Genomic DNA, 12,792 nt, shown 5'->3' with positions numbered 1-12,792 from the left:
GCTGCGGAGGGCGGGCGCGGGATGACCGAGGGGCTGCTGCGGATCTGTGGGTCGGACGGGCTGGTCAGGGGTCTGGGCTTCGTGGCCGACCGGCGGGGCACCGTACTGACCGCTCGGCAGGCCGTCGAGGGGCCGGCGTACCTGGTGCTGCACCTGCCCTGCGGTCAGACCCGGGTGCTCGGGGCCGACTGCGTGGAGCTGCTGCCAGGGCCCGGCCTCGCGGTGCTGCACACGGAGTCGGCCGGCGGTCTGCCGCTGGACCCGCCGGCGATCGCCGACGGGATCGGCAGCGGCCTGATCTCCGTCCCCCAACTGACCACCGGGGTTTGGGAGTTGGCGCCGATCCAGGGTGGCGTCGGCCTGGTCGCCCCGGACGGTTCGCTGCTGCTCGACCTGCCCCAGCTGCGCGGCCCGCTCACCCCCGGGGCGCCCGTACTGGATGCCGAGACTGGGGCCGTGATCGGCGTCCTGGTGGCCGGCCCTGACGGCCCCCGTGCGTTGCCGCCGACCGGTCCGGAGCTGGCGGAGCTGCGCGGCCGGAACGCGGAGGCGGTGCCCGCGTACGGCCGGGCGCTGAACCTCGGTGGGGTGCTGACGCTCTGTTCGGTGCAGCTCGGGTCGGCGAGTGCCGGGCCGGGACGGATCGCGGATCTGGCGGCCGACCGGGTGGACCGGGTGGACGGGCTGACCGGCGAGGAGCCGCAGGCCATCGTCAGCGTGCTGGTCGGCCCGGCGGGCAGCGGGCGCAGTACCGAGCTGGCCGCGCTCGCCGTCCGGCGCGCGGGCGGGTCGCAGGCGCTGCCGACGGTCTGGCTGCGTGGCGCCGATCTGAGGCCGGAGGACCCGACGCCGGCTGCCGCCGTCGAACGTCAACTGGGGCGGGCAGCCACCTTGTTGGGTGTGCCCATGCCGGACGCGGACGAGCTGCCACGGCTCTGCCGCGAGGCCGGCCGCCCGCTGCTGGTGGTGCTGGACGCGCCGGAGGAGGCGCCGTTCGCGGTGTCGGGGGAGTGGTTGGCCGCGAGCGTCCGGTGGCTTGAGGCGGCGGAGGTACGGCTGCTGACGGCCTGCCGGCCGGAGAGCTGGAGCGGTGACGTGCCCGGGGCCGTGGTGCACGGGCTGGGGCCGTTGCCCCCTGAGGTGGCCGTGCGGGTGGCCCGGCGGTACGGGGCGCCGGAGCCGGGGGAGCACCCGCTGTCGCTGCGGCTGGCCGGTGAGCTCGGGGAGACGGCGGAGCGCGGACGGCTCTACGCGGCGCACCTGGAGCTGTGCTGCGCCCGCGCCGCGCGGCGGTTGTCGGCGCAGAGCGGGCCCAGGCGGTCCGGCGCCCACCGTAGGGGCGGCCAGGCCGTTCCGTCCGCGCCAGGGCCCGCGCCGGAGGATCAGGAGCTGCCGGGGCGGCTCGCCAGGGCTCTCGGCGAGCGGGTGCGGGAGGCGGCCCGGCTGATGCTCGGTACCGGCCACGGCACGCTGGACCCGGCCTCCTTCGCGGCGCTGTTCCCGGCCGAGGGCGGCTGGGCGGAGGCGGTGCTGGCCGAGCGGCTGTTCGTGCCGGCCGGGCCGGGCTACCGGCTCGCCCACGAGGACCTGGCGGACTGGCTGCAGGGCGGCCGGCTCGACCTGGACGCCGCGCTCGGACTGCTGGTGGAAGGTGCCGGGACGGCAGCCGCCGACCAGGCTGCTCTGCCCGCCGACGGCGTTCCGAGGCACCGGGCCGGGGTGGTGGCGTGGGCGCTGCGCGAGGTCGGGGAGCGGCACGGGGCGGTGGGCCTCGACCCGTGGCTGTGGCGGCTGTGGCGCGGGCTGGAGGCGGCGTCGGGGCCCGCGCAGGCGTGGTGGGCCCGGCGGCTGCTGCTGGACGGGCTGGCCGGGAGTCCGGAACTCGCCGTGCACCGGCCACTGTTGACCGCGGTCGCCGAGCGCGGCGGCGGCGGTCTGGAGGCGGGGTTCTGGGCCGGGCTGGAGCTTCCACCGGCGGACCGGATGGAGCTGCTGCGGCTGCTGGCGACGGCGGATCAGGACGTCGGGGCGACCGCCGCCGCGCTGCTGCGCGCCGACCCGCGCGGCGTCGTCCCGCTGCTCTGCCGGTGGTTCGCGGAGAGCCGGGGCGGTGCGGCCGCCGAACTCGCGCGCGATCTGCTGTGGGCACACCGCCGGTTGGCGGTGGACGACCTGACGGAGTCGTTGGCAATCGCGGCCCACCCGAAGGCCGACGCGCTGCTCGCCGAGCTGGCGGTGGCGGAGCCGTCCGCGCTCTGCCGGGCGGTGGACCGGTGGACTCACGACCCCCGCCCGGAGTGGCACGTGGCGGCCGCCGTGAACGCGCTGCGGGCGGCCCCGTACGCCACCGGCACCGGCGCCGACCTGCTGCGGCACGCGGCCCGTACGCTGCTGGCCAGGGAGGACGAGCCCGGCTTGCACGGCGCCGCGCTGGCCCTGCTGGTCCGTGATCCGGCGACCAGACGGCAGCAGCTGCCCGCCGCGCTGGCCGCCTACCGCAGGGACGACCCCTTCGTGACCGCAGAGGCGCTGGCCCCGGCGCTGGTCAGCGACCCGGAACCGGTACTGGCGGCGTTCCGGCAGCGGCTGGCCGCTCCGGGCGGGGCGGTGGCCGAGGCGCTCCGGGTGCTCGCCCGGCAGGACGCCCCTGAGCTGCTCGGTCCCGGTCTCGAGCTGGCCGCCGAGCTGCTGCACCAGCGGCCGGAACGGTCCGGCCAGGTGGCCGAGTACCTGGCCGTCCTGATGGACGGTCGGCCGGAGCCCGAGCTCGACCTGCTGCCGGTCGAGGCGGCCGCCGGGCCACCGGCCCTGCGCCGGGTGCTGGCGGTGCTGCTGACCGACCCGGCGTACCCGGCCCGGCTGCTGGAGACGCTGCTCGCCGTCGAGCGCGACCCGGCCGTGCTGGTACCGGTGGTGGAGCGGCTGGCGGGCCGCTGCCAGGACGAACAGGAGCCCCGGGTCAGGCAGTTGATCCGCCTGGTGGCGGAGTGCGGCGGTCCCGAGGTGGACGCCGCGCTGGTCCGGGGCGCGGGCAGGTCGGCCGGATTCGCCCGGCTGCTGGCAGAGTGGCCGACCGGTGAACCGGCCCCCGGCGGCGGCCCGCTGCTGGCCCGGATGCGGCTGCTGGTGGCGGGCGGCCGGGATCCGCAGTACGCCGCGGCGGAGGCCGAAAGGGGCGCCGGGGTCCGGCCGGTCCGTCCGGTGGGCCGAGTTGGGTGACGCTGGTGCCGACACAGCTCCGGACGCATGGCACGCTATAGGGGTTCGGTAGGAAGCGAGAGCGTGCGGACGACGTACGCCGGTTCGGAACGAGGAGCGGTCAGGGTGCAGCGCTGGCTTGGCCTGGAGGAGATCCCCGGGGACTGGGGGCGCAGCGTCGTCACCATCGGATCGTTCGACGGTGTGCACCGCGGCCACCAACTGATCATCAGTCGGGCGGTGAAGCGCGCCCGCGAACTGGCGGCGAAGGCCGTCGTGGTCACCTTCGACCCGCACCCGAGCGAGGTGGTCCGCCCCGGCAGCCACCCGCCACTGCTCGCGCCGCAGCCGCGCCGGGCCGAGCTGATCGAGGCGCTGGGGGTGGACGCGGTGCTGGTGCTGCCGTTCACCGCCGAGTTCTCGAAGGAGTCGCCCGAGTTCTTCGTCCAGCAGGTGCTGGTGGACGCGCTGCACGCCCGACTGGTGATCGAGGGCCCGAACTTCCGGTTCGGTCACCGCGCCGCCGGGAACGTCGAGTTGCTCGCCGAGCTGGGCCGGGCCGACGACTTCGAGGTGGAGGTGCTCGACCTCCAGGTGCGCGGTTCGGCCGGCGTCCCGTTCTCCTCCACGCTGGCCAGGCGGCTGGTCGCCGAGGGCGACCTGGCGGGCGCCGCCGAGGTGCTCGGCCGGCCGCATCGGGTCGAGGGCGTGGTGGTCCGGGGAGCGCAGCGTGGACGGGAGTTGGGCTTCCCGACCGCCAACGTGGACACCGTCCCGCACAGCGCGATCCCGGCCGACGGCGTCTACGCGGGGTGGCTGACGGCGGTCGGCGAGCGGATGCCCGCGGCGATCTCGGTGGGCACCAACCCGACCTTCGACGGCACCAGCCGGACGGTCGAGGCGTACGCCATCGACCGGGTCGGTCTCGACCTGTACGGCCTGCACGTGGCGGTCGACTTCCTGGCGTACCTGCGCGGGATGGAGAAGTTCGACTCGATCGACGCGCTGCTGGACCGGATGGCCGACGACGTCAAGCGGGCCAAGGAGCTGACCGACGAGTCGTCACCGGCCTGACGGCGCGGGGAAGTACGAGCGGAGGAGGGGCGCGGATTCCGCGCCCCTCCTCCTTTTCCTACTGCTGCTGTTGCGGGTAGCCGTAACCCTGCGGCGGTGGCGGCTGCTGCTGGCCGTCCGGCTGCTGCGGGGGCGGCGGGTAGCCGTAGCCGGGCTGCTGCTGGCCCTGCTGCCCCTGCTGGGACCACTCCTGCGGAAGCGGCTGCGCGCCGGGCGGGGGCGGCGGCTGCTGCTGTCCGTACCCGGGCTGCGGGGCCCACGGCGTGCCCTGCTGCGGGTAGCCGCCCTGCTGCTGCGGATAGCCCGGCTGCTGCTGGGGGTAGCCGCCCTGCTGCGGGTAGCCGGGGTAGCCCTGCTGCGGCGGCTGGCCGGGGTAGCCGCCCTGCTGGGGCTGGCCGCCCCAGCCGCCGGCCGCGTGCTGGGCCCGCATGATGTCCTCGCCGACCAGGGTGGCGAGTTCGAAGTAGGCGTCCCTGACCTTGGGCCGCATCATCGCCAGGTTGACCTCGGCGCCGGCCGCCAGGCTCTCGTCGAAGGGCACCACCACGACACCGCGGCAGCGGGTCTGGAAGTGCGCGACGATGTCCTCGACCCTGATCATCTTGCTGGTCTCGCGGACCCCGGAGACCACCGTGATGGAGCGCTGCACCAGGTCGGCGTAGCCGTGTGCGGAGAGCCAGTCCAGCGTGGTGGAGGCCGAGCTGGCCCCGTCCACGCTCGGGGTGGAGACGATGATCAGCTGGTCGGCCAGGTCGAGCACCCCGCGCATCGCGCTGTAGAGCAGACCGGTGCCGGAGTCGGTCAGGATGATCGGGTAGTGCTGGCCGAGCACCTGGATCACCGAGCGGTAGTCCGAGTCGTTGAAGGTGGTGGAGACGGCCGGGTCGACGTCGTTGGCCAGGATCTCCAGGCCCGAGTGCAGGTCCTGCGAGGTGAACTGACGGACGTCCATGTAGCTGCGCAGGTGCGGGATGGCCGTCACCAGGTCACGGATGGTCGCGCCGGTCTGCCGCTTCACCCGGCGGCCGAGGGTGCCGGCGTCCGGGTTGGCGTCGATCGCGATCACCTTGTCCTGGCGCTCGGTGGCCAGCGTGGCGCCGAGCGAGGTGGTGGTCGTGGTCTTGCCGACGCCGCCCTTGAGGCTGATCACGGCGATCCGGTAGCAGCTCAGCACCGGCGTCCGGATCACCTCGAGGCGGCGGGCCCGGTCGGCCTCGGCCGCCTTGCCGCCGAACCTGAACCGGGACTCCTTCTGCTGCTTCGGCTGCCCGCGCAGCAGCCGGTCCGAGGAGAGCTCGACCGCGGCGGTGTAGCCGAGCGCCGCACCGTGCGACATCGGCTGCTGGCCGCCCTGGCCCTGGAAGGCGACCGGGGCCTGCGGGACGGCCTGCTGCGGGTACGGCTGCGGCTGCTGCTGGTGGGGCTGCTGGGGCGGCAGCTGCTGCTGCTGCGGGTAGGGCTGCTGCTGGGGCTGCGGCCAGCCGCCCTGGCGCGGGTCCACCGGCGGCGGCGGGGCCTGCTGCGGGTAGGGCTGCTGCGGCGGCTGCTGCTGGGGGTACGGCTGCTGGGGCTGCGGCTGCGGGACCGGCGGGTACGGCTGCGGCGCGGGCGCCGGGGGAGCCTCGGCGACCGGCGGGGCCGGTGCGGGCGGGTTCGACGGAGCCGGTGCGGGCGGGACCGCCGGGCCCGGGCCGGGTGCGGCTGCCGACTGCAACTCGACCGGCGCGGGCTCGGGTCCGTCGGCGACCGGCGGCAGCACGGCGGTCTCGGTCACCTCGGGCGACGGCGCGGGCGGCACCGGCACCGGCTGCGGCGCGGGCGCCTCGGCCACCGGTACCGGCGTCGGCGGCACCGGGGCAGCCGGAGCCGGCGCGGGCGGAGCGGGAGCGGGAGTCGGGGCAGGCGTGGGCGCATCGCTCTGGGTGTACCAGGACGGCGGAGAGTAGTCAGGAACGTCCGACCAGTCGTCGTCGTCCTCCGCCGCGTTGTCGCCGACGTAGACGCCGTCCCGATCGCTGCTCACTTGGGCTCCCTCGTGTTCGCCGCCGCTGTTCGCGGTGCCGTCGGCACAAGACTAGGACGTGTTTCCCGACCGCTCACAGGCGGTGCCGGAACTCACACCATCGTGGACGAAAGGAGAGGCCCGCACACCGGATCACCCCAGTATGCGGGCCCCTCCGGGATCGAATCGCTCAGTCCATCCGGCGCGGTCCGCCGAGCACCTGACCCTCGGCCTCGCCGGGGTTGGTCATCACGAACTGACGCCGCATCCGGGTCGCCCAGAGCGTGATGTTGTCGCCGAGCGTGGGCAGCGCCGCGACCTCCTGGTCGCCGAGCGAGAGCAGCCGGGCCAGCAGTTCGGCCTCCTGCGGGGAGACCCGCTGGATGCCGACCAGGTCGGCCGAATTCAGCACCCGGGCGGCGTTCGGGCCCAGGTAGGGCAGCAGGGTGAGGGTGGTCTGCCAGGGGGAGGCGGAGAGCCGGCTGCGCGGCGGCCGGGCACCGAGGTCCCGGACCACCAGGACCGGCGAGGCCACCGAGGCGCCCTGGGCGCCGAGCCGGCCGACCTGGTGCACCGTCACGCACGGCTGGCCACCGCCGGCCGCCTGGGCCATCGAGGCCCAGGCCTGCGGGCGGCCGGTCTCGACCGCGATCCGGGCGCCGGTGGCGGCCGCCCTGAGCGCGATCACCTGCGCGGTCCACAGGCCGCCGACCAGCACCAGCTCGTACGAGGTGGGGCGGAACAGGCCGAGCACGGCGGGCTGTTGCTGCGGGTCGACGCCGATGACCACGCCGTCGTCGCCGACCGGGAAGGCCAGCGCGCCGAGGTCCTCGAGGGAGAGCACGTGCCGCTCGCGGCGCGGTCCGCGCAGCCCGAAGCCGGGGCGCAGCCGGGGCGCACGGACGGCGGGCTCGGCCGGTGCCTGGTTGGGGTAGGTCTGATAGGCCATCAGGAAGTTCCTCCCAGGGGCAGCGTGGCGAGCAGGCCGGGCGCCTGCTCCAGGTCGAGCCGGGTCAGGCCGATCCCGGCGTTGTGCGCACGGGACTCCACCAGTCGCCCGACCTGGGCGATCTCGCTCTCGCTGCGGCCGGTGATCCGGACGTGTCCGCTGATCGCCACCGAGTTACCGGTGCCACGGCTCGCGGTCAGGCTGAAGGTGCTGGCCAGTGCGGGCGTGCTGGTGACCAGGTTGACCAGGTCGGGCGCGGCGATCCGGCCGGGGACGCCGCCGGGGCGGCTGAGCTGGGGCCACTTGGAGATCCAGTAGGTGGCGTGCCAGCGGTCGTCGATCCGCCAGAACTTGCGGCTCTCCTGGGTCCGGCGGCCGTTGCCGCCACCCCCGCCGGTGCCCTGACGGCCCGCCACCGCGATCGGGTTGGCGCAGACCGAGATGGCCAGGGCCGCGATCAGCTCGCGCTCGTCCAGCACCGTCGCGGTGAAGCCGGCGCTGTTGAGCCGTCCGGCCAGCTGGTCGGTGACCCGCTGGAGCGCCTTGCGGGCGCCCTCCTCGCCGCCGCCACGGGCCTCGACCGCGCTGCTGGTCAGCTCGGGGCTGAGCTTGAGCGCGACCCAGGTGAGCCGCAGACCCGGCGTGGCCAGGCCGTCCGGGAGCTGGTGGTAGGCGCGGGCGGCCAGCGACTGGTCCGGCAGGTGCGGGGCCGGTGCGGGCTGGGTGTGCTGCACCAACTGGACGGACTCCAGCGAGATGTCGTCCACCTGGAGCGCCGAGCAGATCACGTCGAGCGGCAGCGGCAGGGCGGTGCGGTGCGGCCGCAGCGGCTGGTCCTTGGCCTGCACCAGGAGGATCGAGGTGAGGAAGGTGCCGTCGCCGACCATGCCGGTCTCGCGGCGGACCGGGCGGCCACCGCCGAGGTCGGCCTCGGTGGCGTGGGTGCAGGTGCGCAGCGCGGGCTCGAGTTCGAGCGCGGGCGCCAGTGCCGGGTCGGTGCCGGGCGGCGGCACGTTGAGCTGGGCCTGCCGGCGGCGGGCGTTCAGTGCGGAGCGGACCTGCAGGCCCTCGGAGAGCGTCCGGCCGTTCAGCGGCACCAGGGCGAGAACCACCAGCAGCACGGCTGGCACGGCGAACACCCCGACCATCATCTTGTTGATGGTCCAGCCCACCGCCAGCAGCGCCACCGCGACCTCCAGCAGCACGATCTGCTGGAGCCTCAGGCGGGTGCCGAGCAGGCCCGGCCGTGGGTGCACCTTGACCGGCACCGGTGCGGTGGAGCGGGTCGGCGCGGGCTGCGCCCGGCGACCGCGACTCCCCCCGCCGTGCGATGTGCTGCGTCGCCCTGGAGCGGTCTGGCTTGGCATCCCCCGAGTGGCCCTCTCTGATCAGATATCACGGCCCGGTTGACCGGTCGGCAAACCGTACCCGTACCGTACTCACCGTCTGCTGCCGCATCGTAGAGGGTGGACTACGACCTGCACCCGGCGGGTGGCAGACTCACGCACGGCCTTCACGCCCGGACTCGCCCGCGAGCCGGTCGGGCTGACGCACCCACAGTTGTCGAACAGGGGAGACGACGAGCATGGCATCACGCCGCGACGAGCTGAACGCGTACACGGCGGCGCGGAAGCGCACGGTCGGTGCGTTCCTGCTGCCCTCCGGCGGCGGTAACGACGAGGACGCACCGCGGCCGGTGAAGGCCGTGCTGCCCAGTGTGGTGATCGGGGTCGTGATCGTGGCGGGCTTCGCCATGTGGGGCGTCATCAAGCCCGCCGCACCCCAGGGTTGGGACAGCGGCTCGAACATCATCCAGGGCAAGCAGTCGACCACCAGGTACGTGGTCCTGCCCGGCGACAAGAACACCAAGGTGCTGCACCAGGTGCTCAACATGTCCTCGGCGCGACTGGTGCTGCCGGCCAACGCCAAGGTGGTGATCGTCGAGGACAAGGTGCTGGACGCCTACCCGAACCACGGCGCCACCATCGGCATCTCGTACGCCCCGGACAAGCTGCCGAAGGCCGACGTGGCCGGCCGGACCGACAAGAAGTGGTCGGTATGCAACAGCCCCGGCGAGGACGAGAAGAAGCCGCCGAACCAGGCCGTCTTCGTGGCCGCCGACAAGGACGCCGCGAGGCTGGCCGACCCCAAGCTGGTCCTCGGCCCGGGGGAGTCGATGTACGTGCAGGCCCCCACCGACTCGGCGGGCCTGGCCGGCCAGTTCATGGTGGACCGGACCGGTACCCGGCACCTGATCGGGTCCGCGACCTCCACCAGGACCGAGAACGAGCTCATCGCGGGCAGCCTTTACGGCAGCGACGGGGCGCTCAAGCCGCAGCGGGTGACCGAGGACTGGCTGCGGACCCTGGCGGTGGGAGAGGCGATCGAGTTCCAGACGCCGCCGGACTTCAAGGACAACCAGGTGGTTCCGTCGAGGCTGACCCAGCTCACCAAGCCGGAGGAGCGCCGGGTCGGCCGGGTGCTCAACTACGACAAGAGCTACTTCATGGTGGGTGTCGACTCGCTGTACGCGATCTCCCCGTTCCAGGCCAAAGTGGCTCTCAACAACCCGAAGTTGGGCAAGACCTACGACGGTGCCCCGGCGAAGATCTACACCCTGTCGGCCGCCGAGTACGCGGCGCTCAGGAGCGTGATGCAGGAGGCGCCCATGAAGGACGCGGCGGACATCCCCGACGAGATGCCGACCGGAAAGGCCGTCAACCACGAGGGCCGGAACCGGCTGTGCAGCACCTTCGAGGGCATGGACGGCACCAAGATCAAGCGGTCGGTCTGGGCCGCCCCCGAGTACCCGGCCCCGATCGCCGCGGGCGCCTCCAGCGCCCGGGTCTCGCCCGGCCACGGGCTGCTGTTCCGATCCCAGGAGTCGACCGATCCGAACGGCCCGGGTGCCAACTTCCTGATCACCGAGACCGGCCTGCGCTACCCCGTGCCGACCAACAACGACGGCACCAAGGCCGGAGCTTCGGCCGCGCCGAAGGATCCGGGCCAGGAGCAGCAACCCGCCCAGGAACAGCCGAACGAGAACCAGGCCAGGCTCGGGTTCGACAAGGTGACGCCGGTGCCGGTGCCCTCGCTGTGGGCCAATCTGGTACCGGCCGGCCCCTCGCTCAACAGGAGCGACGCACTGCAGCCCCAACTCGCCTGACGTGCAGTCAGTTGGCCGACCGCGCCTCAGTGTCATGGCTTGGTAACTACCCGGCTCCCGGTGTTGGGTGACTTGCGGTCGGCGGCTACAGTTCTGGAGTGCACCACACCGTGGTGTTCGACGGCCGTCCGTGCCAGGACGGTCCGTGGGGAAGTCTGTCTCATGGGGGACGGTGGATCATGTCTGGTCAGTTCACGACTACCGCTGATGAAATGAACGCTTTCGCGACCCGTATCGGTGACGTGAACGCGTCCGTTCAGGGCGAGATTCAGAGGCTCAACACCCTGGTTGACGAGATCAAGCAGGGCTGGCAGGGCCAGGCGGCCGCTGCGTACCAGCAGCTGCAGACCCGGTTCAACGAGGACGCCACCAAGCTGAACCAGGTTCTCGACGAGATCCGTCAGGCCATCGAGGCGACGACGAAGCTCTACTCGCAGACCGAGCAGGAGCAGGCGTCGTCCTTCTGAGCCCCAGGCTCGCGTTCAGACATCAAACCCGGTCCGGCATAGGACCGATTCGACTCCATCGGAACAGGGGAAACCATGGGCGACCACATTAAGGTTAATTTCGCCACCATCTCGAACGCCAGCTCCGAGGTCCGTCAGGCTGCCCAGCGCATCCAGACCCAGCTGGACGAGCTGAAGGCCGGCGTGGCGCGGATCGCCAACAGCTGGGAGGGCACCGCCCGCGAGGGTTACCAGGCCCGTCAGGCCACCTGGGACTCGAGCGCGGCCGACCTCCAGCAGGCGCTGAGCCAGATCTCCACCTCGCTGGACAACGCGGCGCAGAGCTACCAGGCGACCGAGGCGAAGAACACCGGCGTCTGGAGCTGATCCGGCCACCGTCGCGGATGGTGCGGGACAGCAGGACCGTGGGGCGGGCGTCCGGACCGGACGCCCGCCCCAGGCGCGTATCACGGGCAGGTCGATCCGCCCGTTCGGCAAGGCCGTTCCACGGGGGTGCGGCGCAGGGTGGGAACATGAGGGGAAGTCAGGTGTCGTTCGGTACGTACCGCAGGGTCGCCGCCGTGTCCGTCGCGCTGGGGGTGATCGGCGCGATGACCGCCGGGCCCGCGCTGGCCGAGCCGACTCCCTCGCCCTCGGCAGGCGTGGTGTACCCGCCGCTGGGGATCGCCGCTTCGGCGGAGTGCAAGTTCCCGTCCAACGTCGTGCCCAGCATGCCCTGGTCGCTGCAGAAGGTGGTGCTGGACCAGCTCTGGGCCGACGTCCCCGGTATCGGGCTGATCAACGGCAAGAACGTCAGGGTCGCCGTGATCGACACCGGTGTGGACGCGGTCAACCCGCAGTTGCGGGGCAAGGTGGAGGACGACGGCTCCAGGCTGAGGGACAAGTCCAACAACGGCCAGCTGGTTCCCGGCACCGGGGTGACCGACCTGGTCGGCCACGGCACGAAGGTGGCCGGCATCATCGCGGCCAAGAAGCTCCCCGGCATCGGGTTCTCCGGGCTCGCACCCGAGGCGACGATCATGGCGTACCGGCAGAACGACAGCCAGGGCAACGGCGACGTGTACACCCTGGTGGAGGACATCAAGGACGCGGTGGCCCGGGGGGCCGGCGTCATCAACATCTCGCAGGACGTCCGCGCCACCGGTGAGGGCGGCTCCTTCCCTGGCCGGCCCGAGCTCGAGGCGGCCCTCGCGCTGGCCGAGAGCAAGAACGTCGTGGTGGTCGCCTCGGCGGGCAACGACGGCGTGGAGGCCGACACCTACCCGGCCGCCATCAAGACGGTCCTGGCGGTCGGCGCCTCGGACCGGAACAACGAGCGGGCCCCGTTCTCCCAGTACGGCGAGTTCGTGGACGTGGTCGCCCCGGGGGTGGAGATGCTCTCCACGGTGCCCACCGACGGCCACTGCGTGGACAACGGCACCAGCTTCTCGACGCCGTACGTGGCCGGGGTGGCCGCACTGCTCAAGCAGAAGTACCCCACCTGGACGGCGAAGCAGATCCGGATCCGGATCATGCAGACCGCGCAGCGCCTGGAGCGCAAGAACAACCGCTTCATCGGCTGGGGCGTCGTCGACCCGGTCAAGGCCGTCACCAGCAACACCCCGCCCCCGCCCGTCGACGCCGAGGCACCGGCCGAGGACCCGCCGCTCAGCCTGGCCGGGCAGGCCAGGCTGCGGGCCCAGCCGCTCGGCCTGGCCGAGACCCAGCAGGACCGGGACGCCCGCACCGCCACCTACGCGCTCGGCGTCGGTGGCCTGCTGGTCGGCGGCCTGGCCGGTGGCTCGGTGGTCATGCGGGACCGCAGGCGCCGGGCGCAGGGCTAGCCGCCACTCGTACTCACCAGCCGGAAGGCCCCCGCAGCAGTGCTGCGGGGGCCTTCCGCCGTCGCGGCAGGGTGGTGTGAAAAGGCCGTGGCCCCTCCCGGAGGAGGGACCAC

General features: G+C 73.3%; 9 protein-coding genes. 6 read left to right on the top strand and 3 right to left on the bottom strand.

The features are described from left to right. The first annotated feature begins 21 nt into the window (after window positions 1-21). Together ACKUU6_RS10695 and ACKUU6_RS10690 are read left to right on the top strand one after the other, a co-directional pair. Window positions 22-3,219 (top strand): serine protease, encoded by a 3,198-nt coding sequence (locus ACKUU6_RS10695; RefSeq protein ID WP_407988261.1) that lies wholly within the window; start codon window positions 22-24, stop codon window positions 3,217-3,219. 105 nt (window positions 3,220-3,324) lie between these two features. Beyond that, the gene (locus ACKUU6_RS10690; RefSeq protein ID WP_407988260.1) at window positions 3,325-4,272 is read left to right on the top strand and encodes a bifunctional riboflavin kinase/FAD synthetase; all 948 of its coding nucleotides are present in this window, start codon (window positions 3,325-3,327) and stop codon (window positions 4,270-4,272) included. Between the two features lie 58 nt (window positions 4,273-4,330). Here ACKUU6_RS10690 and ACKUU6_RS10685 read toward each other — a convergent pair whose 3' ends face one another. From ACKUU6_RS10685 to eccE, 3 genes are all read right to left on the bottom strand, one after another. Further along, on the bottom strand, window positions 4,331-6,295 hold the full coding sequence (locus tag ACKUU6_RS10685; RefSeq protein WP_407988259.1) for a MinD/ParA family ATP-binding protein: 1,965 nt from the start codon (window positions 6,293-6,295) through the stop codon (window positions 4,331-4,333). Between the two features lie 169 nt (window positions 6,296-6,464). Beyond that, window positions 6,465-7,223 carry a hypothetical protein gene (locus tag ACKUU6_RS10680; RefSeq protein ID WP_407988258.1) on the bottom strand — a complete coding sequence of 253 codons (759 nt, stop codon included), beginning with the start codon at window positions 7,221-7,223 and terminating at the stop codon, window positions 6,465-6,467. Next, the gene (gene eccE, locus ACKUU6_RS10675) at window positions 7,223-8,491 is read right to left on the bottom strand and encodes a type VII secretion protein EccE (RefSeq protein ID WP_408649629.1); all 1,269 of its coding nucleotides are present in this window, start codon (window positions 8,489-8,491) and stop codon (window positions 7,223-7,225) included. Before eccE ends, ACKUU6_RS10680 begins: the two co-directional genes overlap by 1 nt. Window positions 8,492-8,808: 317 nt before the next feature. On the opposite strand from eccE, the gene ACKUU6_RS10670 reads away from it, so the two are divergent. The 4 genes from ACKUU6_RS10670 to mycP all read left to right on the top strand — a co-directional run bounded on the left by ACKUU6_RS10670 (window position 8,809) and on the right by mycP (window position 12,679). After that, window positions 8,809-10,389: a type VII secretion protein EccB gene (locus ACKUU6_RS10670; RefSeq protein ID WP_407988256.1), complete on the top strand. Its 1,581-nt coding sequence runs from the start codon at window positions 8,809-8,811 to the stop codon at window positions 10,387-10,389. A gap of 179 nt (window positions 10,390-10,568) precedes the next feature. Then, complete coding sequence (locus tag ACKUU6_RS10665) at window positions 10,569-10,856, top strand: WXG100 family type VII secretion target (protein WP_407992091.1); 288 nt, start codon at window positions 10,569-10,571, stop codon at window positions 10,854-10,856. A gap of 75 nt (window positions 10,857-10,931) precedes the next feature. Beyond that, on the top strand, window positions 10,932-11,222 hold the full coding sequence (locus ACKUU6_RS10660) for a WXG100 family type VII secretion target (RefSeq protein ID WP_407988255.1): 291 nt from the start codon (window positions 10,932-10,934) through the stop codon (window positions 11,220-11,222). Between the two features lie 146 nt (window positions 11,223-11,368). Continuing rightward, entirely contained in the window at window positions 11,369-12,679 is a 1,311-nt protein-coding gene (gene mycP, locus ACKUU6_RS10655) for a type VII secretion-associated serine protease mycosin (RefSeq protein WP_407988254.1), read from the top strand. Window positions 12,680-12,792: the final 113 nt, after the last annotated feature.

This window comes from Kitasatospora sp. CMC57, assembly GCF_045866025.2.
Classification (GTDB): Bacteria; Actinomycetota; Actinomycetes; order Streptomycetales; family Streptomycetaceae; genus Kitasatospora.
Note: the sequence above shows the minus strand (reverse complement) of the source record. Positions and strands in the feature narration are given on the sequence as shown.

Coding starts and splice junctions, on each gene's coding strand:
- ACKUU6_RS10695 (WP_407988261.1), top strand. CDS start 22: ATGACCGAGGGGCTGCTGCGGATCTGTGGGTCGGACGGGCTGGTCAGG.
- ACKUU6_RS10680 (WP_407988258.1), bottom strand. CDS start 7,223: ATGGCCTATCAGACCTACCCCAACCAGGCACCGGCCGAGCCCGCCGTC.
- ACKUU6_RS10670 (WP_407988256.1), top strand. CDS start 8,809: ATGGCATCACGCCGCGACGAGCTGAACGCGTACACGGCGGCGCGGAAG.
- ACKUU6_RS10665 (WP_407992091.1), top strand. CDS start 10,569: ATGTCTGGTCAGTTCACGACTACCGCTGATGAAATGAACGCTTTCGCG.
- ACKUU6_RS10660 (WP_407988255.1), top strand. CDS start 10,932: ATGGGCGACCACATTAAGGTTAATTTCGCCACCATCTCGAACGCCAGC.
- mycP (WP_407988254.1), top strand. CDS start 11,369: ATGAGGGGAAGTCAGGTGTCGTTCGGTACGTACCGCAGGGTCGCCGCC.